Genomic DNA, 21,329 nt, shown 5'->3' with positions numbered 1-21,329 from the left:
GCGACCTCGGCAGCGGCTGGTCGAGACGCAGTGGTGGCGGCGGGGGCGCCCGAGCCGGCGGAGCCGCCGGTGGTGAACGGCGGTCCGTCAGCAGCGAGGTCGCTGCCCCGCCCGAGCTGGAAGTTGGTGCGAGGGGTGCCCGACGATCAGGGGCGCTCGGCCGTGTCCATGACCAAGATCGCCGACACGCGGAATTCCGATCCGGAGATGGTCGGCTTGATGATCCGGTGCAGCCCTCCGATCAAGGTCGAGGTGGCGCTGGTCGTTGCCGCGCCGTTCGCGCCACGCAGCCGTCCGATGGTCCGATTCGATTCGGCGGGCGGTGGTCAGCTCTATGAGGGCAGGGTAGCGCCCGGAGGGACGGCGATCATTTTGCCGGATGGCGCCGCGGGGTTGTTGTCGGGACCCTGGCGGGGGCTCGACCGTCTCGACGTCAAAGTCACCGAGAATGGCCGCGATGTGGCGGGCCGGATCGAGCTTGACGGGTTGCCGTCGGCTTTCGCGGAGATGATGGCAAAGTGCGCGCAATGACGCTTGTTTGCCCCGGCTTTGGGGGGCTGCTAGGGTTCCAGAAGATGTCTGGAGCGGCGCGCGAAGATGCTCGATCTCGTTGTTTTGGGGGGACTCCCCGGCCTTGTTCTCGGGATCCGCTATCGGCTCGTCGTGCTGCTGCCGGTGTGCGTCATCGGCGGGCTGAATATTGTCGCAATCGGGCTGTTGTTGGGAGAAAGCCTTCGGACGGCATTATGGGCGGCTGTCGTCGCCTGCATCGCACTGCAGGTCGGGTACGTGCTCGGATCGTTGATCGGCATGCTGCCGTTCGTCGAGCGGCGTCTGCGATTAAGCCGTCCCTCTGCTTCGAAGGGCGGGAGCCCGGACGTCGCTCCCTCCGGCCGCGCGAAGAGCATCGTCGGAAAATTATCATTGAAAAAATAGCGCGGACCATGTTGTTTGATCGCGAAGGGTTCGCGATTTAATGGTTCGCGGTGGCTGCCCCATTTAATTCTCTTCTCGCCCTGCTTGGCCTGGCCCCGTTGCTGTCGCTTCTGTCGAGCCAGGGCGCGGGCGAGGCGAAGATAATCGTCGTCGGCGTCGGGCTGATATCCTTGGCGGTCGGCTTGCGCGGTTCCGACGTCGATCAGATCAGGCGTTCGCTTGCCGGGGTCGGGTGGGCCGTGCTGCTGATGCCGTTGTATTTGATCGTTCAACTGCTGCCGTTGCCTGGCCCCGTCGCGCACACGATCTGGAAGAGCGCCGGCGAGGCTCTACAGATGTCCGCCGTTTCGGCCATCACGGTCGATCGCGGCGATACCTTGTTCGCGCTGATGACCGCTGCGTCGACGCTCGGGCTGCTGATCGTCACGGTCGCGATTGCGCGCGATCGGCGCCGTGCCGAACTGACGCTGCGGGGCGCCGCGGCTGTCGCCACCCTGATGGGCCTGGCCGCCCTCGTCGTCAGCCTGATCGATGCCAGACTGCCGCTGCATTCGGCCGTGAGGCCAGACGCCGTCGCGCTGATCGGGAGTCTCGCGATCGTGCTGGACGCCGCCCTCGTCATCGCCGCGCTCGAGCGATTTACGGCCCGCCGGTCCGCCGCGGCTGAAATCGCGCCGACGGTGTTGATCGCCATTATAGGGCTGCTGATCAGCGGAGCGGTTCTCATCCGCGCCGGAGGCCTGCCGCAGATCGTGGCGGTTGGTCTCGGTGTTGGCTGTCTCACGACGTTGGCTGTGATCCGGCGCTTCGATATGTCGCGAGCATCCGCCGTCGTTCTATGTGTCATTGGCGGAGTCGCGTCGGCGGTTCTGATCGTCTGGCTGGGCGACGAGAACGCCGCCGCCGGATCCTTGCTGCTGCGGTTCGTCGCGCCTTCGCAAGACATGCCGCAACTGGAAGCGATGGTTGCCGATGCGAGATGGCTGGGAGCCGGCGCGGGCGCGTTCCAGGATCTGGCGCGGCTCTATCAGGGCGGGGGTGCGTCCGGCGTCGCAACGGCCCCGACGGTCGCCGTCGCGGGTGCGGTCGAATTGGGCTGGCTAGGGTGCGTCGGCGCAGCCGCGGCCGGATCCGCCATTTTGGTCAAGCTAGCCGGGGCTGCCTTAGAGCGCGGACGCGACTGGATCTATCCCGCCGTTGCGGCTGTCGGGCTGGCATTGGGCGCGACCTCGGTGCTGCTCGACAATGCGCTGTGCATTCCTGCTGCGGGCATTCTGCTGACCGTCACGATCGGTCTTGGGCTTGCGCAGAGCTACAGTCAATAATGCTGCGACACTCGAACCCCGCTGCTTTGCCTGGAAGGCCGGTGCCCCGGGCTCGGAGCCGGCTCCGCATTGGCCTCGCGATCTGTTTCAAGACTCCGCAAACGGCGCCGCGGTAATCTCGGCGGCGTCCGCGCACTTTTCACATCGTCCGACGTGCGCAAACCGCGCAGGAATCATCCTGGCATCGTAGCCGGTGGCGAAGATGAATCGCACGCCGCGCTCGGCTAATTCATCCGCAAGCGGAAACACCCACGTGCCGCGCAGATTGATGTCCAGTACGGCCCCGTCCAGATGCGGGTTAGCCCACGCCAAGCTGCGAGCTTCGTCGAGAGTTGCTACCGGACCGATCACATTGGCGCCGCATTGCTCGACCTGCCGCATCAGATGGTCGGCAATGAAATATTCGTCTTCGACCACGAGGATGCTGCGGCCAAACAGCCGCCCATGGCCTGACCCGTCAGCGCCTATGGCGCGCGATGTGGAGGCGCCCGGGGTCAGCGATTATCCTCCCGCCCTTCGAGCCAAGCGATGATGCCGAGCGCGGCCTCCGCGGACCTCGCGTGCTCCTGGAAATGTCCCAGCAACTCGCTGTCACCGCTCGCTTCCGCTTCACGTTTCCAGCGTTCCGAACAGGCCGAAAGCCGTTCTTCGAGGGACGTTTGCTGTTTGATCCTGTTGCGTCGCTTCTTCACGCATCGCCTTTCTGTGGTTTCAGGCAGGCTAGCGTCGCGGACTCCTTGCGGCATTCACTTATGCTAATGGGAGGCTCGTAAGTGCGCTCGCGCTCCGGTCCGGAGGTCGCGGCCGGCGGGATGACCCGTATATGAAAGTGTGTCGATTATGGCGAACGGTCGGCTTCCGTACGATCGTGTCAATCGCTCCCGGGCACGTTGCTTGGTCGGTTAGCCCGGCGTTCAGGGCAGCGGGAATTCGATGGTGCAGCGAAGCCCGTCCGGCTCGAATTCCAGATTTGTAGTGGCGCGCAGTTCATAGACCAGCGTCCGCGTCAGCACTTCGGTGCCGAACCCCTGCCGGCTCGGTTTGCCGACGGTGGCCGTGTCATTTTCATTCCACACGAAGATCAGCTTCGACTCGGTACCGGCGGCCGATACGCGCCATTTGATATCGACCCGCCCGGTGTCGCTGCCGAGGGCTCCATGTTCGATGGCATTCACGGTGAGTTCGTGGACCGCGAGCGCGAAGACCTGGCCCATGCGCGGCTGCAGTGCGAGTTCGGGCCCCGCCAGTCGCACCCGGACGCCTTCCAGCGGACGGTAATGCAGCAGTTCGTCTGCGAGGAGCTTTTGCAGTTCGATCGCGCCTTGCTCGTCCGCAATCGACTGGACGCGTGCGATCGCATCGAGCCGGTCCTCGAGAAGCCCCATGTACGAGTCGAGGTCGCTGCGGCTTTCGGAAGACTTTCGAATGATCATGCGGAGCAACGCGACCGTTCCGCGCAGCCGGTGGCGGAGCTCGCCGGGGGCGTCCTGCTGATCGAGCAACCGCCGCAGCCGCGCGTTGTCGGCCTCCAGAGCCGCGATCCGAGATCTTGAGGATTCATCGACCATCATGGCCTCCGCTACTCGTTGCCTGCCGGCATCGCGCCCCGCTCATTAGTTCGCTCCCTCTGGATGAAGATAGCCCTCATCGAAGAACGACAATTCGCGCAACCCTTGCAGATCGTGGATCGCGAGCCGCCGGCCGCGCAACGACATCAGCCCCGTCCGTCGCAGTTCCTGCAGCGATCTGTTGACGTGTACCATTGACAGGCCGAGCAGATCGCCGAGGTCGGCTTGCGTTATCGGCATCTCGTAGCTTAGACCCTCGACCAATCCGACCATCTCCAGCCGCAAATGCAGCTCACAAAACAAGTGGCCGAGACGCTCGGTTGCGGTGCGGCGTCCCAGACTGACGAGGTGCTCGCGATCAATCGCGGTGGCGACCAATAGATCCCACCACAGCGCCTCCTCAATCCGGCGGCTGGCCAGAGCGGCGTTCTTGATCGGCCCGACACGCACCGGAGACATCATCACCGGTGTGAGGGTCGCGACCGAGTGATCCATGAACCGCGGGAGCATCCCGAAAGGTTCGCACAGGTCACCCGGTACGAACAGCGAGATGATCTGTCGTTGACCGTTTTCGAGTGTGGAGTAGCGGCATGCCCAGCCGTCCACAATCAACGGAAGCGAAAACGGCTCGGCTCCTTCTTCGGCGACATCTTCCCGTGCACCGATCGCGCGCGCTGGATCTAAGAGACTGACCAGAAGCAGTTCGTCCTCGGTCGTCAGCCGGGAGCCGTGGCGCAACTTGCGCAAAAAGGGATGATCCGTCACGGGGCGATTTCCTGCATGGCCGACGGCAGCGGTTCGATCAGCGCCGCTTGCGTTCAAGCATGGAAGCCGGATCTGGAGGGCCGGAGGAGCGCCTTTCACCGATACTCGCGATCGCCGATCTGCGTTCCGCCGCCAGAATGTCCAACAGCTTCCATCCGTCGGTTTGTTCAATTTGCTCGAGCGTCAACGCATATTTCCGCCGCCAGTTCGCATGCTCTGTGGAGGTGGCAGGCACATTCACCGGGGTGTGCTCACCGATCAGATCATCGAGCTGCGTCATCGCGAGCAACGCGGCGCTGCTTCCGAGGAAGCGGTGGACGGCCGCCGAAAAGGCGTCGGGGTTAAGTTGCTGTGCGGTCCCCTGCAACCCGAGAAGGCGAAGCACCGCGTCTCGCTGCGTTTCCCGCGCCCGCCGCTGAGCTATGGCATCGTCCGGTGAGGGGTACAACCCGAGTCGATCCTTGAGCTCGATGTCGCTTCCCTCCAGCCAACTGGGCAGGGTGGGAAGGTCATGGCTTCCGGCCACGGCCACTGCGAGCCGAGGATAGCTACCTGCGGGGATAAACTCGCCGTCTTCATCGGCCTCGAAGAACAACACTCGGTACGACAGGATGCGGGCATCCTCCATGCGGTCCCGAAAGCCCGCCGGGACGGTGCCGAGGTCCTCGCCGACCACGAGGCAGCGATGCCGCTGGCTCTCCAGCGCCAGGATGCCGACGAGATCTGCCATCGGATAGCTCACATAGGCTCCCGCTGAGGGCGGCGATCCTTCAGGGATGCAATACAGCCGCTGCAGTCCCATCGCATGGTCGATCCTCAATCCGCCTCCGTGCCGCATGTTGGCGCGTAGCAGCTCGATGAACGGGCGATAACCCTGCGCGGTCAGCGACACTGGATTGAGCGGCGGCAGCCCCCAGTTTTGACCGGCCGGATTGAAGATGTCGGGCGGCGCCCCGACTTCGGCGGCGGCCATGTAATCCGACGGGCTCGCCCACGTCTCCGACCCGCTGCGGTCGCAGCCGACGGCGAGATCGAGATAAAGCCCGACCTTCATGCCGGTCGCCGTGGCGGCGTCCCTCGCAGCTGAGAGTTGCTGATCGGCGATCCATTGCAGCCAGTTATGGAAATCCACCTTGTCTGAATGTTCGCGAGCGAAAGCGCGCGCGCCCTCTGCGGTCGGAGAGCGGTAGGCGTCGGGCCAATGATGCCAGTCCACGGCAGCCGGCTCGACCGAGGCGAAATGGTCCCGCAAAGCCTGGAACAGCGAAGCGCTCGCCAAGCTCTCGCCTTCGCTTGCAACGAACCGCTCGTAGTCGGCGCGCCGGGTTGCGTTCGCCTGCTTGTGGAACTCGGCGTGGAGGAGGCGCAGTGCTTCCAGCTTGAGGGTGGCGACAAGCGCGTAGTCGACTTGGGAAGACCGCCGCGCCTGTTCGATCCGCTCCTGGAAGCCAGACGACGTCACCAGCTCTTGCGTCATCCGCGATGCTCGATATTCCGGGACCGCCGTGACATCAATGTAGAGAATATTCAGAAAGCGCCGGCTGGCCGGCGAATAGGGGCTGGCGTGCTCCGGGTTGTCGGTGAACATTTGATGCAACGGATTCAGGCCGAGAACATCGCAACCGCGAGCCGCTGCAAGTCGGACCATCTGCCCCAGGTCGGTGAAGTCTCCGATCCCCCAGTTGCGCTCTGTCCGCAGAAGATAAAGCTGGAGCGACAGCCCGTAGCTCGGCTCGTTGCGTTCGAAGCTGTCGGGCAGCCAGCAAGTGCCGGGCGTAACAATGAGCGTCGTCTGTGCCCCGGACCCGCCCAGTGTAAATTGATGATAGCCGTAGGGGACGTCGGCCAGGACCAGGCGAGCTGAGGACGTCCCGGTCGCGGCGGTTGTCGCGGTGCGGCCCCGCCGCGTCGTGCCATCCTCGAGGACGAGTTGCCACTTCGAACCGGGCTCTTGAACACCGGGGGCGAGATCGATCGTAATCGCGCCATTCCGGGGGCGGAGCACCAGCGCGGGCGGAAAGGGGGAGAGGTCCGCTTGGTCTGCCAGATCACCGTGCGGGGGCAGCACTCCCATGCTGATCAGCAGCTTGCGGATGACCTCGATATCGGTCTCGACGGTGTTGCCGCGGGCATCCTCGAAGGTGAGCGCTATCCCGTAGCGCGAGGCGAGGCATTTAATCTGTTCTGCGTCCACGAGTGCTCCTGCCGGCGTCGGAGGCCACCTATGGCGTTGCACGATCGTGTTGCGATGCCCGAGTTCTCGACGCTGGCTGGTCAACCCGAAGCTGTGCTCAGTGTTCCGAGCGTCCCCCCGGCGTAGCCAAGCCAAGGCGTCATCCCTACCGCACGGGTGAGAAGCCGCCGCCCTGGCGACAAGCTTTTGCCATAGGTTAGAGACGGGACCTCGAAGCCGGGCTAGCATCGTCCTGTCTGGATCGCCTGTAACGACTTGACGAGCGAATGAGGCTCGCGCTGGAGGAACAACCAATGATGGACGATTTCGACGCCCGGACTCTGGCCAACATGAGCATGGCCCTCGATCGTGTTTGCGGAACTCTGGAGAATGGCGAAGAGCACGCCGTGCGGGCCCATCTCGCTGCAAAAATCGCCGAATGCGCGCGAGCGGGAGCCTGTTCTTTGCAAGACCTGGAGGCTGCGGGTCATGCTGCGGCCAACCGGAGCGGCCTGCGACGCGAGGCCTTGCGTACTGAGTGAGGCGCCACGGTCGCGATGCCGGGGGGCGCTGCACCCACGGCATCGCAGTCGGCCGGCTATTACTTGACCTTGGCTCCAGTCGGGTCGATCTGTTCGGCCTGTGCGCCGGACAAGGGCCGAGCTGGGCCCAGGACCGGTTCTTCGCCGAGCGGCTCGAAGTGCCCGGCGTAGAATTCGCCGCGTCCATCCATCGAGGGGCCCGACGAGAAGCGGCCTTCAGGCAGCGGATCGCCATCGCGGCCGGTGCCCATCATGAAGTAGCTGAAGCGCTGGTGCTCCTGGCTCTGATCGAAACTGTTCGGGATCGGAAGCGCGGCGGCGCCTCCCATTTCCTCGATCACCGCCAACCACTGTTGCTGATGCATCGTGTCGCGCGCAATCATGAAATGCAGCATGTCGCGCATGCCCGGATCGGAGGTCGAATTGAACAGGCGGACCGCGAGTGTCCGGCCGGTCGCTTCCGCCGCCACGTTGCAGTACATATCGGCGGCCAAATTGCCACTGGCATAGATGTGCGAACAGTCGAACGGCACACCTTCGGCGTTCGCCGGGAACGCAGCGAGGCCGGTCGATAGCAGATGCCGCTGCAGCATACCCTCGATGGTCTGCCGGCTGTTCTCGCCCCCCATCACCGCGCCGACCATCTTGTCGGCAGCGCCTTCTTCCTGAGCGCTCAACGGCGCGTTCTCGAGGTTGAGCGCCACTGCGGTGGCGAGCATTTCGATATGCCCGATCTCCTCGGTCGCGGTGTTGAGCAGCAGGTCGCGATACTTGTTAGTTGGGCCGCGCGCGCCCCATGCTTGGAAGAAGTATTGCATGCAGACGCGGATTTCGCCTTCCACGCCGCCGATTGCCTGCTGGAGTTGCCGGGCAAACAGCGGGTCCGGCTTCTCGACGCGAACTGGATACTGCAGCCGCTTGTCGTGATAGTACATTGGTCGTTCCTTTCAAGCTTAGTCGGTCGCTGGATGACCTGAGAGCGGTGAAGAAAGTGCTCTCTCAGGGTGCTGCGCAAACCGGTCGCATTTCGCATTGTTCCTAATCGCTCACCGCTTCGCGGAGCGCAGGTGGAAGCCGCGCGTCCTAGGCGTAGCAACGTTAGGAACCGGCTCAGACGGCGGTTGTTCGGAAGCGGGATCGATCTCAGCACCGTCCACGACATGATCGGAGCCTGCCAATGAGCCGCGTCACCTATCCTCCACTCGACACGCTGAAGCAGGTGGCCGAGGGACTGTGGCTGGTCGACAGTGGGCCGATGTCGGCGATGGGGATTCCATTGCCGGTCCGCATGACAGTAATCCGGCTCCCGAACGGGCAGATCATGTTGCACTCGCCGACGCGTTGGTCCGACGCTTTGAACGCAGAGCTTTCGAAATTAGGTGTGATCGGGCATCTGGTGGCGCCGAGCGTGGCGCATTGGACTTTCATGCAGGAATGGCAGGCGCGGCACCCAGACGCTATGACGTGGGCCTCGCCTGGTTTACGGAAGCGTGGTGCAGTGAAGAAATCCGGGCTGCGGATCGACGAGGATCTTGGCGAGCGTGCCCCGGCTATATGGTCGGACGTCCTCAAGCAAAGAGTGCTGACCGGAGGCTTCGGCGTGACCGAAGTGATCTTTCAGCATCTGCCGACCCAGACCGCGATTCTCGTCGATCTTGTTCAGAATTTCGAGCCGGATAGAATCGCGCCGTTGGTTCGTCCGCTGGCGCGCATGGTCGGCGTGGTGGGACCGAATGGTCGCGCCCCGGTGTACTATCGGTTTGCGATCAACCGAAACCGCGCCGCCGCGCAAGCGGTCGCGCGCGAACTTGTGGAGCAATGGCGTCCCGAACGTGTGCTTTTTGCTCACGGGCGTTGGTTCGAGACCAACGGCACGGCACGCTTGCAGAAATCGCTCGACTGGCTGCTCGACTGACGCTGCGCCGCGCGCGCCCATTGCCGCTGCCGCCAGGGGCTGAGAGCCATCACCCCGAGATGGCCGAGCGGCTCGATCAGGACATTCTGCATCGGAATAGTTTTCGCGGCCCGTTTCATCAATTCGTATCGCCGCGAGAGCGGCACGAAACGATCGAAGGCGCCGATCGAGAAGCGGCTGCGGGGATCGATGCGGTCCAACCATTCGACAGGGTTAAGGCCAGTCAGCGCGCGCGTATAGTCGTCCAGCGTCAGCCCGCGTGCCTCGGCTGCATGGCGCACGGCTCGTGCCGCCGGGCTTTGCCAGATCATGAGGTCGCCCCGATCTGCGGATGCGAAGCTCCAGAGCCGCGTCCGGTGGCGTCCGGCGAGCACGGTTGCCGGCACCGAGCCCATACTCAGGCCGATCAGTAGCGACGGCGGACCCCCGCGCTCGATCTGCTCGGTGGCGTCTGCGAGGACGCGCCGGATCGAGGCGGCGGCCCGCTCCGGATCCGGCGAGACAATGCTGATCGGTAGCTGATAGCAGAGCCGCCACCGGCGCAAGCCGAGAAGGCCGAAACGGACGGCCGTCCGAAAGCTCGTCCGCCAAGGCAGAAAGTAGATCCCGCCGCGATCGTCGTTGCCGACGATCCGGCGAAATCCATCGTCTCCGTCCATTCGGGACATCTCGTTTGGGGTCCCGCTCGTCTAGTAAGTGCCGGTTCCGTATGCGGTCGATCGTGCCGAGAGGAGGCGTGTCAGCGTCGTGATCTGATACAGCGCCGAGACCGCTACCAGAATGTAAACCACGCGCGCAGCAGCCGATGATGTCGCAGTTTCGGCTGCTCCGTTGCCGAGAATTGCAGTGACGAGATCGAAATCGAACAACCCGACCAGCCCCCAATTCAGGCCGCCGACAATAACGAGTAAAAGAGTGATGATGTTGACGATGCGCATGGCGTTCTCCAAGAGATGTGAGAGGTCGGTCAACATGCGTATTGTGCGCCTGTTCCTAATCACGCCGATCGGGCAAGTGTCTTGTCGTCGCAGCGAAATGCCGGGGCATCCGAAGCAATGGCTGGACGATCGACGTGTAGAAGCGGCGGTCGATGAGTAACGGCCGACCGCCGTTTAGGCCTTTGGCTAACGAGGAACGCGTCGCAGCGGAGGTGGTTGTCGAGCCAAATCCAGCAGATAAACGGAGCGCGCATGACCGGACAAACTCCCTTTGCGATCGTTACTGGAGCTTCCACGGGCATCGGGCTGGAGTTGGCGCGGTGCTGCTCCAAGGCGGGATTTGACCTTTTGATCGCGGCTGACGAGCCTGCGATCGAGGCGGCGGCGGTCGAGCTGCGGACGGGCGGTCGCTCGGTGGAAGCGGTGCAGGCGGACCTGGCCACCGAGGAGGGCGTCAACCGGCTGTGCGAAGCAGCGAAAGGCCGACCTGTGGACGCCTTGTTGGCCAATGCGGGGCGAGGTCTTGGGCACGCTTTTCTCGAGCAGAACTTTCCCGACGTGCGCAAGGTCATCGACACCAACGTGACAGGGACGCTGTACCTGATCCACCGGATCGGCAATGAGATGCGTCGTCGAAATTCCGGACGGATTCTGATTACAGGCTCGATTGCCGGCTTCACGCCGGGCAGTTTTCAGGCGGTCTACAACGCCTCCAAGGCCTTCCTCAATTCGTTCTCCTTCGCCCTGCGCGAAGAGCTGCGAGACAGCGCTGTTACGGTCACCTGCCTGATGCCGGGCGCGACGGAGACGGATTTCTTCCGCCGCGCCGATATGCTCGATACCAAGGTGGGTGCTGCCGAAAAGGACGATGCTGGTGAGGTGGCTCAGATCGGGTTCGACGCGATGATGAGCGGAGAAGGCGACGTGGTCAGCGGTTGGAAGAACAAGGTGATGTCTGCTGCCGCAAACGTGGTCCCGTCCGGCGTATTGGCCAGCCAACACCGCAGAATGGCCGAGCCTGGCAGCGCCAACAGCTAGGCAAGTCACGGCCTCAGGGATGGCATGCTCTGCTCGCAGAGCGCCGAAGAGTTCATAGAGGCGCCTATCACCACCTGGGCGCTCAACGCCATCTACGTCTCGCGATTACGGCGCACGCCGCCCGTCACCAGTTGCACGGAAGATCGGCCTGATAAGTAGCTGAAGGACGCCGCGATGCGCCGCGCCGGGGGCTTCATGTCGACCGATGAGGTCGACTTGGCATCGTTCACCGGCGCTCGCGCTCGTCGGTAACCGTGCCTGCTTCGCGTCGGATGATACGCAGGCCGTCCCGGCCGCCCAGAGCGCCGTATAGCGCCGCCTCCATGTCGAGGCGGCCGGTCCGCCAGCGGCGGGAGAGGGCGGCCCGAGAGAAGTTGAAGCTCTTCTCCGGCCCGGGCTCATCCGCTCCGGCACGGTAGCTCAACAGAGAGATTTCATCGTCGCCCCGGGACGTGCCGTCTCTCTGCCGTTGCAGATGCCGGATGCTGATCTTGTCCTTGAGGCGCAGATAAGTCTGGTTTCCAAACAGCAGGTCGTTCTTGCGTTCCAGCGCAGCTTCCAAGCTGCTCGGAAGCCGATCGTCGCGCGCGTAGAGATCGAGCACGAACAGACGCAGCGGTGCGAGGCATTCCTGCATGATGGGATCGAACGGCGCATTGAGCGACAGACCGCCGTCGCCCAAGGTCCTCGTTCCGATCGTGACCGGTGCAAACTCTGGAAGAAAACCGCAGCTTGCAAGCAGATGATCCAATTCGATCCGATCGCACGCCGTGTCGAAGATCACCGGGTCGCCGCTGCGCAGGTCGGTGGTCGCGACCGATAGTCGTGTTTCTCCGCCGTTCAGCCGCGCGAAATCGATCAGGCCGGACAAGCGGCGTCGCATCGGCGCCAGATCGTACAGGCTGTGAAACAGCAGAGGGGACGGAAAACGCGGATAGAAGTGCGCCATGTCGCCGACCACGTGGGCGCGGAGGGCGCTCACCCACCCTTCAAAATGCGCGAACGGGCTGGCGACCGAAGCCTCGGCGGCGATGCCCCAGAACTCCAACAGGCGAGGCACTCGATGCTCGGCCGCGTTCCCGGCTATCAGGGCGGCAGTGATCGCGCCTGCTGACGACCCGGCTACCCAGTGCAGCGGTAGACGGTGATTTGCGAAAGCCTGATAAGCGCCGCCATGATATGCGGCCAGGCTGAGGCCGCCGCCGAAGACTAGCGCCGTGACGGGGCCGTCGATGCCGGACCGATCTGGCCGCGTGGGTGACGGTCGGTCGGTCAACGGAGGGCTCGCGCGTCGGCTCTGTCGTGCGCTTCGTTCTTGGAGAGGCCCGCCGCGCACGCCAAATCGAGCAACGCAATGCCGCCAACGGCGGCGATGGCGACTGCAACATTCGCCTTTTTACGATTGTCATCGCGCAGATGAAGGGCCAGCGTGCCGACGTCCAGCGCGTCGCCGGCAACCCGGCTCCAGACCGATGCCGCGGACTCGGTCGATAGGATCGACACGCCGCTGGCGATTTCCCGGAGTCCGTAGAGTTGGACCAGGCCTTCGCTGCCCCGCATTCCCAATGCGCGCGTAAGGCGGTTTGGCGCGATCAACTCGGCGGCGCCGAGCGCGAGCGAGAACCACCCGAGCGCCCGCGCCAGTTGACGCGATTCTGTCGAGGTCATCTGCAGGGAAGCCTTGGTCATGCCGATCTCCTTCTGTCTGGCCGCAACGAGGCCGCAGTTGAGCTGTTCCAATTCGTCGCGTCTCAGTTTCAGCTGACAGGAACGCCGGTGTGGGGTGGGGGTTGCTCCGACGCCGAGTGAGGAGAGACGATTTGCAGATTTTGCCGACCCGACTACACGGATTGCTCGATTATCTCGTCTCCATGCTGGTGATCGCGCTGCCGTTCGTCGCAGGGTGGCACGGCGCTGCGCGTTGGAGCTTCATCGCTCTCGGCGGCCTGGGCATCGCCTATAGCCTGATGACCGACTACGAATGGGGCGTGGTTCGCGTGCTGCCGATGCCGCTGCATCTGGCGCTCGATGCGATCTTCGGAGCCGCCATGGTGGTCCTGGCGGCCGTGTTGGACCTGCCGGGCTATGTCTGGCTTGTCGTTGCGATAGGGATCCTGGCCTGGATTCTGGTCTTGATCACCGAGCGGCGACCGGGTTCGCCAGCTCCCGAGATCCGCGGCCGAGCGCCATGACCAAGACGCCCGAGGCAGTTGAGCCGATCAGGGACGCCGCACATCTGTGCATCGACATGCAGCGCATCTTTTCGGTGGGCGGGGTGTGGGAAACTCCCTGGATGGCTCGGGTCGGGCCGGCGATCGTCGACGTCGCATCTCGCTATCGGCATCGGACGATCTTCACGCGCTTCATTCCCCCTGAACGGGCGGAAGATTGTGCCGGACGCTGGCGACGCTACTATGAGCGTTGGAAAGCCGCGACCCGCGAGCAATTGCCGCCGGATCAGCTCGACCTCGTTCCGGAGCTGGCGCGCCTGGTGCCGCCCGGCGTCGTGGTCGACAAGCCCGTGTATTCCGGATTCAAACACTCGGGTCTTGCCGCTCTGCTGGGGCGGCTAGGCATCGGGACCGTCGTTGTCACCGGCGCCGAAACCGACGTGTGCGTTCTCGCCACGGTGCTGGACGCGGTGGATCTCGGCTATCGGGTCGTTCTGGTCGAGGACGCGCTGTGTAGTTCGTCGGATCCCGGGCACGATGCACTGATGACCATGTATCGCACCCGGTTCCACGAACAGATCGACCTCGTCTCCATCGACCAGCTGTCCGAACTGTGGAGGCCGGAGCGCGACGCGGCGTTTGGACCGGTTTGACACAGGAACTGTCGGGTTCAGGGCACGTTGAAGCGCGATCCACTTTCACCATGGCCACGGAGACAACATGGCACAGGACGTACGAGACATCTTCATCACCGGTCTGCGCAATGCTCATGCGATGGAGACCCAGGCGCGCGAGATGATGGAGCGGCAGTCCGAGCGGCTGGACGAGTACCCGGATGTCAAGGCGCGTGTTCAGGAGCATCTGCGCGAAACCGAGACGCAGCTGAAGCGGCTCGACGAGTGTCTCGCCTCGTGCGGCGAGACCGCTTCGACGATGAAGGACGCGACGCAATCACTGATGGGCAACATGGCGGCGTTGGCTCACACCGTGATGCCCGACGAAATCCTCAAGAATACGTTTGCCAACAATGCGTTCGAGCAATTCGAGATCGCTGCCTACAAGTCGCTGCTCTCGCTGGCCGACCTCACGGGTATGTCGTCGGCGAAGCCGCTGCTCGAAGCGTCGTTGAAAGAAGAAGAGGCGATGGCCGCCTGGATCGACAAGAACATCGACAACGTCACGCGGTCTTATGTCCGTGTCGCACAGGCCGCATGATGCGGCCGCGGGCAATCGAGTGATGGAGAAAGGCGCGGCCTCGACGGCCGCGCCTTTCTATTTCGGTTTGTCTGTGTTGGCCTGTTCTTTGCGCTCTGATCAGCGATCGTCCCGAAGCGCGCCTACACGCTACTGTCCCGGACAGTCCCGATCCGGTCGTGACTTTCGAGTTCTGCCATCGTCAGCAGGTATTCCAGATGACGCAACTCCAACTCGCGCGCCAGAGCGATGGCTTGCTGCAAGTGTTGGAGCAGGTCGATCCATTTAGAGCGGTCCAGAGGCATGCCGAAAACCCTTGGTCGTACAGGCGTCCGGCCAGGTCGCCGGACGCTTTGGTCCTAATCCGGGCGTGGGCACCCGTTACTTGGTGGATTGGCCGCTGGTCGGCGCAGCATTTTTCACGCCCAGCGCTTCTGCCATTTCGAGGTGATGCTTCAGTGCTGGCAGTGTCTTGGATGCCCATTCCTTCAATTCAGGGATGTCGCCTGCCTGCGCGTAACGCTGGAATTGCGCGATCGCTTCCTTATGGGCTTCGACCTGTTGCTCGGTATAGAGGACAGCAAAATCTTGGCCGCGCGCGTCGTTCAGCCGGTCGTATTTGGCTTGATGCGCGCTGTCGAGCTGACTCGGGAGGTCGACATTCACCGACCGCACAACCATGATCTGACGCAACTCGGAGGACGTTTTGCCGTGGTCTTCGATCATCTGATTGGCGAACGCCTTCTGCGCCTCGGTCCCCCGCGCCAGAGCCAAGCGCGCGGTGGCAATTTCGAACAAGTCCGAGACTGCCACACGGGTGATGAACTGCTGCGTCGCCGGGCTGACGGCCGGCGCGGTAGCAGCATTGGTTTGGGCCGCAGCGCGGTCAGCCAGCGCAGGGGAAGCGAGCAGGAGACAGCTCAACAGGATCGTGGTTGGTTTCATAGTGGCATCCTCCACTCGGCGGGACGGGGTGACGTATCAATTGATCTGACCGGGCTTTGCAGCAGAAAGATCTTGTGGGCAGTTTTCCGCCCAACGGCAGCCGCACCGCAATGTTCCACCTGAGGTCGGACGCCTAAGGCCATCTGCGACCCTGCGCGCCATGCTCACCATCCTTAGTTAGCCGCCCGTCGGCCGAGGCACTCCGCGCCGGGGCAGGCGGCCCGGTGTAGCGGTCCGTCGATAGGAACAACCGACATCGCCGACGTTTGTCACCGGCAACGCACACACTCGGAGATGACGATGAAGGCGCTGACTTGGCATGGCAAGAGCGATATCCGATGCGAGAGTGTACCGGACCCGAAGATCGAGCACGGCCGCGACGCGATTATCCGAGTGACCGCCTGTGCTATCTGTGGGTCCGATCTGCATTTGTTCGACGGGGTGATGCCGCAGATGAAGAGCGGCGACGTGCTCGGCCACGAAACGATGGGCGAGGTCGTCGAGGTCGGTCCCGATAATAAGAAGCTGAAGGTCGGCGACCGGGTCGTGGTGCCGTTCACCATCTCCTGCGGCGAATGCTTCTTCTGCAAAAACGGCTTTTTCAGTGGATGCGAGCGGTCGAACCGGGATGCCGAGAAGGCGGAAAAGTTGTGGGGGCATTCGCCCGCAGGATTGTTCGGCTACTCACATCTGCTCGGCGGCTACGCGGGCGGGCAGGCCGAGTACATGCGCGTCCCCTATGCGGATGTCGGTCCAATCAAGGTGCCCGACGGCCTCACCGACGAGCAGGTGCTGTTCTTGTCCGATATTTTCCCGACCGGGTTTATGGCGGCTGACTTCTGTGAGCTGAAGGGCGGCGAAACCGTGGCGATCTGGGGTTGTGGGCCGGTCGGTCAGTTCGCCATCAAGAGCGCCTTCATGCTTGGTGCTGAGCGCGTGATCGCGATCGATACGGTGCCAGAGCGTCTTGAAATGGCGCGTGCCTCCGGCGCCATTACGATCGATTTCAGGGCCGACGACGTGTACGATCGCATTCAGGATCTGACCAGCGGTCGTGGCGCCGATGCCTGCATCGATGCGGTCGGTACCGAGCCAGATACGGCCTCGGGCTTCCACGCTGTGGTCGACCGTGTGAAGGTGGCGACGTTCATGGGAACGGATCGACCTCACGTCCTGCGTCAGGCCATTCATTGCTGCCGAAACTTCGGAATCGTTTCCGTCGTCGGGGTCTATGGCGGCCTTCTCGACAAGATCCCGATGGGATCTGCGGTCAATCGCGGATTGACCTTCCGTATGGCCCAGACACCCGTCCAGCGCTATTTGCCGCAGTTGCTGGGGCGGATCGAAAAGGGCGAGATCGATCCGACGTTCGTGATTACACATCGGGCGACGCTCGAGGAAGGCCCCGAGCTCTACAAGACGTTTCGCGACAAGCAGGACGGATGTATCAAGGTGGTCATGAAGCCCTGATCGATGGCGCGTGTTCTGATCGGCACGTCGGGATGGCATTATCCATCCTGGCGCGGACCGTTCTATCCGGCCGGAATGCCGGTGAACCGGCAACTGCAATACTACGCCAGCCAGTTCAGCGCGGCCGAACTCAACGGCGTCTTCTATCGGACGCCGACCCCAGCTGCGGTGTCAGGCTGGCATGACACGACCGGCGACGATTTTGTTTTCGCCTGGAAAGCGTCGAAGTTCATCACGCATTGGAAACGCTTATCGCCGGCCTGCGCCAACAGTCTCGCCCTGATGGAGGCTCGGCTGAGCCTGCTCGGCAATAAAGTTGGACCCATCCTGTTTCAGCTTCCACCTCAATTTGTCGTCGACGAGCCGCGATTGGAATCCTTTCTCGGGATGCTCTCGCCCGGGCGACGCTACGCTTTCGAGTTCCGTCACGCCAGTTGGTACGCCGGGAACATCCAGCGACTGCTTCGGCGCGCCAACGTGTCGCTCTGCCTGTCGGACCATCACGACGCGCCTGCGCCGTGGAGGCGCACCGCAGACTTTGTTTATGTCCGCGGCCATGGTCCAGATGGTCGTTATCACGGGCGCTACAGCCGACAGACCCTCGAAGACTGGTCCACGTCGATCAGGGGCTGGCGGGGACGGGGATACGACGTCTTCGTCTTCTTCGATAACGACCAAAAGAGTGCGGCGCCGCTCGACGCGCTGCGGCTGCAGCAGATGCTCGGATCGCGCTGATCCGATGCAAGGAACGACGCTCGCATTGATCAATTGATACGGCATCCAACGGAGTCCGCCATGACGCAAAACTATCCGACCCCGCCGTTTCCCAAGCAACAGCAGCCAATGCCCGGATCTACTGCGGCAATGAACCCGCGGCCGGATCACGGCGAAACCAGCTACAAAGGGTCGGGGCGGCTGCAGGGTTTGAAGGCGATCATTACCGGTGGCGACAGCGGTATCGGTCGTGCGGTGGCGATCGCTTATGCCCGAGAAGGCGCTGACGTGCTCATTTCCTATCTGAACGAGGGCGAGGATGCCGCCGAGGTCAAAGCGTTGATCGAGCGGGAGGGCCGCAAAGCGGTTCTGGTCGAGGGTGATCTGCAGAACGCGGCGCACTGTCGGGACGTGGTGCAGAAGGCGATCGACGAACTCGGCGGTGTGGACATCCTGGTCAACAACGCTGCGCATCAGGCGACCTTCGGTGACATCGGCGAGATCAGCGATGAGGAGTGGGAGCTGACGTTCCGCGTCAACATCCATGCGATGTTCTACCTGACGAAGGCGGCTGTGCCGCACATGAAGCCGGGCAGCGCCATCGTCAACACGGCGTCGGTCAATTCCGATATGCCGAATCCATCCCTGCTTGCCTATGCGACCACCAAGGGCGCGATCCAAAACTTCACCGCCGGATTGGCACAGATGCTGGCCGAGAAGGGTATTCGCGCCAATGCGGTGGCGCCAGGGCCGATCTGGACGCCGTTGATCCCGTCGACGATGTCGGAAGACTCGGTCGCTAATTTCGGCAAGAACGTGCCGATGCAGCGCGCCGGGCAGCCAGCTGAACTCGCCACTGCCTATGTGATGCTGGCCGACCCGTTGTCGAGCTACACGTCGGGCACGACCGTGGCGGTCACAGGGGGAAGACCGTTTATCTGACGTCGGCGTCAGGTTCGACGTGGTTAGCGGCGGTCTCCCCGCGCGGAACGTCCCGGTTCGGGCCGCGTTGTTTCCTGTTCGGAGGCTTCGATCATGTTGCAGGCCACATCATGAACGATAGAACTCCAGGCGAAACACGGCCTGCCGCACGCGAGCGCCGGGTCTTCGAGAACTCCGAGGCGACAGCGGCCCGCGGCTTACCTAAGGAAGTGCGGTCGGCTGGCCACGGATCGTCGGGGTTCGGCGTCTCAGAACGCTCCGGATTTCACGGGCCGGATGCGGTCCCGAGCCGCAGGCCGCATCGGTTCGCCCCGTTTCTCGCCAAGGTGGCTGGGAGATTGGGCTTGCCGGAGCCCGACCAGGCGGCATTGCTGTCGGTTGCCCGTCCCGCCCGTCTCTTTGAAAAGGGTGAGTTCGTCACACACGAGGGTACGCGTGCTTCGGCACTGATCTTCCTGTGCTCCGGCACCGCATATGCGGTGCGGACGCTGGAGGACGGGAACCAGCAGATTGTGGCCGTCTTTCTGCCGGGCGATATTCTCAATCCGGGCGACCCTGTCTTAGGGGGCGCGAGGGTCTCGATCTACGCTTCGGCTTCCGCGGTCGTGCTGGAGGTGCCCCACGGTGAGCTGCTGCCGTTGATGGACAGCCGCCCGGCGATCATCAGGGGGTTATGGTGCGAGACCGCGCTGCAGGCCGCCATTCAGCGCGAATGGCTGATCTGGCTTGGTCGCCGCTCGGCGCAAGCGCGGCTCGCTCACTTCCTATGTGAGGTTTCGTATCGGATGCAGCAATGGAGCGGGAGCCAGGAGGCGGTAGCGTTTCCTTTCACCCAGCGCCAGCTTGCCGACGCCTTGGGCCTGTCTTACGTCCACATCAACCGCGTCCTGCAGCAGCTTCGAAGCATGGAGCTGATCGAGCTGGTGCAAGGTCGTTTGACCATTCGCAGCCGGCAATTGTTCGCCATCGCCGAGTTTGATCCGGGCTATCTTCACGCGGCGCCACCGGAACTTGCACGGAGACCGAGCAGCCGGTTTGGCGCGGCGGAAATCCGCACGTCGCCCGATCAGTAGTCGCTTGGCCGCGTGGCGCCGTCGCGATTCCACATCTCACGTTAATGCGGTTCCCGCTCCAATCGGCGATGATCCGGTCGGGACAACTGCCGCGAGCCTGCTGCGCCGAGCCGGATCGAAGGCTGGAATATGATGGATGCTCGATGGAACGCTGCAGATGACGATGGATCGACGCCGTGCCTGCCTTCATCAAGCGGAGCTCTGCCTGCAGCGCGCAGAAGTGGAGCCGGCACGGCGCGCATTCTGGACCGCTGAGGCGCGCAAGTGGGCAGCCAGGGCGGACGAGGACCTCGGCCCTGTCGCCGTCGTCGTGGAGCGATCTGCCAACCAGCGGCACTCTGGTCCGGGCCGCGGTCGGCGAACTTAGGTCACCCCGGCTACGGCGGCGCGCTTCATCTCATTTCTCGATCTCGCGCATGACCGCCTCCGGCGCCACGTCCTTTGTCACCTCAGCCAAATCGCCGTTGCGGTCTGCAAGCGCAACTTCCAATTTCTCGGCGATGGCATTCACCAGTCTGATCAAGGTGGTAAGTTCGTGTTCGGCGAGCAGGTTGATGTGAAGATCGAGATCGTCGCGCTTGTCCGTCGCCTTCATTGCCCGATTCTGGCTGATCAGAACGAAGGTCGACAGGAAGATAGCCTCGACAGAAGCCACCATCGCCAGCATGACAAATGACGGATCGAAATGCGGCAGGCCCGGGAGGACGTTGAAGACGATCCACGAGCCGTAGATCAGCAAGTGCAAGTACACGAACCTCATGCTGCCCGTAAAGGACGTGATCGCAGCGGCGACCTTCTCTTCGAGTCCCATGGCCAGATGCTCTTGACGCCGTTTTTCGCGGAGAGCATCGATATTGTGGTGCAGCGTGGCGCTTAGGCCCGCCGATTGATGGCGCTGATTCATTCGACCGCTCCGGTCCTTCGTGAAGTGGGACAAATACAGTTCACCGCCGCCGTTCCATGTTGTCTCTGAAAGCCGGCGGCGCCGGGCTGTAACGAAATTGTGGTGCTCGTTGATTTGGTAATCGTAGTGAGGAGGGACGATGACGGAGGGATGGCCAAGGATTGTTGGACGGGCCCGAACGGCGGTTTCACCCTGGCTGGAGATCATCACACGCGAGGTTCAGTTCGGGCCGGAGACGCCAGCCGAGACGTACTACGCGATCGGCCAGCGAGACTATATCGTTGCGCTCGCGGTTACCCCGCAATCGGAGATTTTGTTGGTCCGACAGTATCGTCCGGCAATCGAGCGAATGTCGCTCGAACTGCCGGCGGGGCTGCTTGAGCACGGCGAGGACCCGGCCGACGCGATGGTCCGGGAATTGAGGGAGGAGACCGGCTACACAACAGGTTCGATTGAGCTCCTCGGACAAGGGGCAACCTGCTCGAGCCGGATCAGCAACATCACTCATTCGTATTTTATTCGCACCCGCGAGCGCCAACCGAGCTTTATCGAGGAGGAGGGTGTCGGCGTCATCCTTGCTACGGCCGCAGAGGTGCGCGAAGCGGCGCTGTCGGGGCAATTCTGCGAGCAGACGCATCTCGGCGTGCTGGCGCTCGCCGTAATGAAAGGTCTGATCAGCATCTGAGAGCGACAGTAGTCCGCGGACCGGCAACGTC

At 63.0% G+C, this 21,329-nt stretch carries 27 protein-coding genes; 14 read left to right on the top strand and 13 right to left on the bottom strand.

The window, feature by feature from the left end; all coding sequences use genetic code 11:
• The first annotated feature begins 168 nt into the window (after window positions 1-168).
• From IP86_RS28425 to IP86_RS02365, 3 genes are all read left to right on the top strand, one after another.
• The gene (locus tag IP86_RS28425) at window positions 169-531 is read left to right on the top strand and encodes a hypothetical protein (RefSeq protein WP_156332358.1); all 363 of its coding nucleotides are present in this window, start codon (window positions 169-171) and stop codon (window positions 529-531) included.
• 66 nt (window positions 532-597) lie between these two features.
• Window positions 598-936, top strand: coding sequence for a hypothetical protein (locus IP86_RS02370; RefSeq protein ID WP_054160965.1), 339 nt, complete (start codon window positions 598-600; stop codon window positions 934-936).
• A gap of 98 nt (window positions 937-1,034) precedes the next feature.
• On the top strand, window positions 1,035-2,261 hold the full coding sequence (locus IP86_RS02365) for a hypothetical protein (RefSeq protein WP_054160964.1): 1,227 nt from the start codon (window positions 1,035-1,037) through the stop codon (window positions 2,259-2,261).
• 87 nt (window positions 2,262-2,348) lie between these two features.
• Here the strand turns inward: IP86_RS02365 and IP86_RS02360 are convergent, their stop codons facing one another.
• From IP86_RS02360 to malQ, 5 genes are all read right to left on the bottom strand, one after another.
• Window positions 2,349-2,678 (bottom strand): response regulator, encoded by a 330-nt coding sequence (locus IP86_RS02360; RefSeq protein ID WP_245290511.1) that lies wholly within the window; start codon window positions 2,676-2,678, stop codon window positions 2,349-2,351.
• A gap of 77 nt (window positions 2,679-2,755) precedes the next feature.
• The gene (locus IP86_RS27845) at window positions 2,756-2,953 is read right to left on the bottom strand and encodes a hypothetical protein (RefSeq protein ID WP_082363797.1); all 198 of its coding nucleotides are present in this window, start codon (window positions 2,951-2,953) and stop codon (window positions 2,756-2,758) included.
• 222 nt (window positions 2,954-3,175) lie between these two features.
• A complete protein-coding gene (locus tag IP86_RS02355) occupies window positions 3,176-3,832 on the bottom strand; it encodes an HWE histidine kinase domain-containing protein (RefSeq protein ID WP_245290510.1) in 657 nt (218 codons plus the stop codon).
• A gap of 42 nt (window positions 3,833-3,874) precedes the next feature.
• Window positions 3,875-4,594, bottom strand: coding sequence for a Crp/Fnr family transcriptional regulator (locus IP86_RS02350; protein ID WP_054160962.1), 720 nt, complete (start codon window positions 4,592-4,594; stop codon window positions 3,875-3,877).
• 37 nt (window positions 4,595-4,631) lie between these two features.
• Window positions 4,632-6,788 (bottom strand): 4-alpha-glucanotransferase, encoded by a 2,157-nt coding sequence (malQ, locus tag IP86_RS02345; RefSeq protein WP_054160961.1) that lies wholly within the window; start codon window positions 6,786-6,788, stop codon window positions 4,632-4,634.
• Window positions 6,789-7,081: 293 nt separating this feature from the next.
• Between malQ and IP86_RS28945 the strand changes: the two genes are divergently transcribed.
• Entirely contained in the window at window positions 7,082-7,309 is a 228-nt protein-coding gene (locus tag IP86_RS28945) for a hypothetical protein (RefSeq protein WP_197279596.1), read from the top strand.
• A 59-nt stretch (window positions 7,310-7,368) separates the two neighbouring features.
• Here the strand turns inward: IP86_RS28945 and IP86_RS02335 are convergent, their stop codons facing one another.
• Window positions 7,369-8,244: a manganese catalase family protein gene (locus tag IP86_RS02335; RefSeq protein WP_054160959.1), complete on the bottom strand. Its 876-nt coding sequence runs from the start codon at window positions 8,242-8,244 to the stop codon at window positions 7,369-7,371.
• A gap of 242 nt (window positions 8,245-8,486) precedes the next feature.
• Here IP86_RS02335 and IP86_RS27840 point away from each other — a divergent pair, with 242 nt between their 5' ends.
• Window positions 8,487-9,224: a DUF4336 domain-containing protein gene (locus tag IP86_RS27840; RefSeq protein WP_082363758.1), complete on the top strand. Its 738-nt coding sequence runs from the start codon at window positions 8,487-8,489 to the stop codon at window positions 9,222-9,224.
• Here IP86_RS27840 and IP86_RS02325 read toward each other — a convergent pair.
• Both IP86_RS02325 and IP86_RS02320 read right to left on the bottom strand, forming a co-directional pair.
• Entirely contained in the window at window positions 9,155-9,883 is a 729-nt protein-coding gene (locus tag IP86_RS02325; RefSeq protein ID WP_197279594.1) for an alpha/beta fold hydrolase, read from the bottom strand. The two genes, IP86_RS27840 and IP86_RS02325, sit on opposite strands and share 70 nt — an antisense overlap.
• A 30-nt stretch (window positions 9,884-9,913) precedes the next feature.
• A complete protein-coding gene (locus IP86_RS02320) occupies window positions 9,914-10,162 on the bottom strand; it encodes a DUF378 domain-containing protein (protein WP_054161064.1) in 249 nt (82 codons plus the stop codon).
• Window positions 10,163-10,414: 252 nt separating this feature from the next.
• Between IP86_RS02320 and IP86_RS02315 the strand changes: the two genes are divergently transcribed.
• Entirely contained in the window at window positions 10,415-11,200 is a 786-nt protein-coding gene (locus IP86_RS02315; RefSeq protein WP_054160957.1) for an SDR family NAD(P)-dependent oxidoreductase, read from the top strand.
• Between the two features lie 226 nt (window positions 11,201-11,426).
• On the opposite strand, the gene IP86_RS02310 is transcribed toward IP86_RS02315, so the two are convergent.
• Together IP86_RS02310 and IP86_RS02305 are read right to left on the bottom strand one after the other, a co-directional pair.
• Window positions 11,427-12,476, bottom strand: a complete 1,050-nt coding sequence (locus IP86_RS02310; protein ID WP_245290509.1) for a patatin-like phospholipase family protein — start codon at window positions 12,474-12,476, stop codon at window positions 11,427-11,429.
• Window positions 12,473-12,889: a hypothetical protein gene (locus IP86_RS02305; protein ID WP_156332357.1), complete on the bottom strand. Its 417-nt coding sequence runs from the start codon at window positions 12,887-12,889 to the stop codon at window positions 12,473-12,475. The genes IP86_RS02310 and IP86_RS02305 overlap by 4 nt, the downstream gene beginning before the upstream one ends.
• Window positions 12,890-13,020: 131 nt before the next feature.
• On the opposite strand from IP86_RS02305, the gene IP86_RS02300 reads away from it, so the two are divergent.
• From IP86_RS02300 to IP86_RS02290, 3 genes are all read left to right on the top strand, one after another.
• On the top strand, window positions 13,021-13,392 hold the full coding sequence (locus tag IP86_RS02300; protein ID WP_156332356.1) for a hypothetical protein: 372 nt from the start codon (window positions 13,021-13,023) through the stop codon (window positions 13,390-13,392).
• Window positions 13,389-14,024, top strand: a complete 636-nt coding sequence (locus IP86_RS02295) for a cysteine hydrolase family protein (protein WP_054160954.1) — start codon at window positions 13,389-13,391, stop codon at window positions 14,022-14,024. Before IP86_RS02300 ends, IP86_RS02295 begins: the two co-directional genes overlap by 4 nt.
• 67 nt (window positions 14,025-14,091) lie before the next feature.
• Complete coding sequence (locus tag IP86_RS02290) at window positions 14,092-14,586, top strand: ferritin-like domain-containing protein (protein WP_054160953.1); 495 nt, start codon at window positions 14,092-14,094, stop codon at window positions 14,584-14,586.
• A 122-nt stretch (window positions 14,587-14,708) separates the two neighbouring features.
• Here IP86_RS02290 and IP86_RS28420 read toward each other — a convergent pair whose 3' ends face one another.
• Both IP86_RS28420 and IP86_RS02285 read right to left on the bottom strand, forming a co-directional pair.
• Window positions 14,709-14,870, bottom strand: coding sequence for a hypothetical protein (locus IP86_RS28420; RefSeq protein WP_156332355.1), 162 nt, complete (start codon window positions 14,868-14,870; stop codon window positions 14,709-14,711).
• A gap of 76 nt (window positions 14,871-14,946) precedes the next feature.
• Window positions 14,947-15,510: a DUF4142 domain-containing protein gene (locus IP86_RS02285; RefSeq protein ID WP_082363794.1), complete on the bottom strand. Its 564-nt coding sequence runs from the start codon at window positions 15,508-15,510 to the stop codon at window positions 14,947-14,949.
• Window positions 15,511-15,810: 300 nt separating this feature from the next.
• Between IP86_RS02285 and IP86_RS02280 the strand changes: the two genes are divergently transcribed.
• From IP86_RS02280 to IP86_RS02265, 4 genes are all read left to right on the top strand, one after another.
• Window positions 15,811-16,980 carry a zinc-dependent alcohol dehydrogenase gene (locus tag IP86_RS02280; RefSeq protein WP_054161061.1) on the top strand — a complete coding sequence of 390 codons (1,170 nt, stop codon included), beginning with the start codon at window positions 15,811-15,813 and terminating at the stop codon, window positions 16,978-16,980.
• 3 nt (window positions 16,981-16,983) lie between these two features.
• Complete coding sequence (locus tag IP86_RS02275; RefSeq protein ID WP_054160952.1) at window positions 16,984-17,715, top strand: DUF72 domain-containing protein; 732 nt, start codon at window positions 16,984-16,986, stop codon at window positions 17,713-17,715.
• Window positions 17,716-17,775: 60 nt separating this feature from the next.
• Window positions 17,776-18,636, top strand: a complete 861-nt coding sequence (locus IP86_RS02270) for an SDR family oxidoreductase (protein ID WP_054160951.1) — start codon at window positions 17,776-17,778, stop codon at window positions 18,634-18,636.
• Window positions 18,637-18,980: 344 nt separating this feature from the next.
• A complete protein-coding gene (locus tag IP86_RS02265; RefSeq protein WP_245290508.1) occupies window positions 18,981-19,709 on the top strand; it encodes a Crp/Fnr family transcriptional regulator in 729 nt (242 codons plus the stop codon).
• A gap of 397 nt (window positions 19,710-20,106) precedes the next feature.
• Here IP86_RS02265 and IP86_RS02255 read toward each other — a convergent pair whose 3' ends face one another.
• Window positions 20,107-20,613, bottom strand: coding sequence for a DUF1003 domain-containing protein (locus IP86_RS02255; RefSeq protein WP_054160949.1), 507 nt, complete (start codon window positions 20,611-20,613; stop codon window positions 20,107-20,109).
• 139 nt (window positions 20,614-20,752) lie between these two features.
• On the opposite strand from IP86_RS02255, the gene IP86_RS02250 reads away from it, so the two are divergent.
• Complete coding sequence (locus IP86_RS02250; protein ID WP_054160948.1) at window positions 20,753-21,298, top strand: NUDIX hydrolase; 546 nt, start codon at window positions 20,753-20,755, stop codon at window positions 21,296-21,298.
• The last annotated feature ends 31 nt before the right edge of the window (window positions 21,299-21,329 follow it).

Source organism: Rhodopseudomonas sp. AAP120, from assembly GCF_001295845.1.
Lineage (GTDB): Bacteria > Pseudomonadota > Alphaproteobacteria > Rhizobiales > Xanthobacteraceae > Rhodopseudomonas.
The sequence above is the reverse complement of the archived record's forward strand: the minus strand, read 5'-3'. Positions and strand labels throughout refer to the sequence as shown.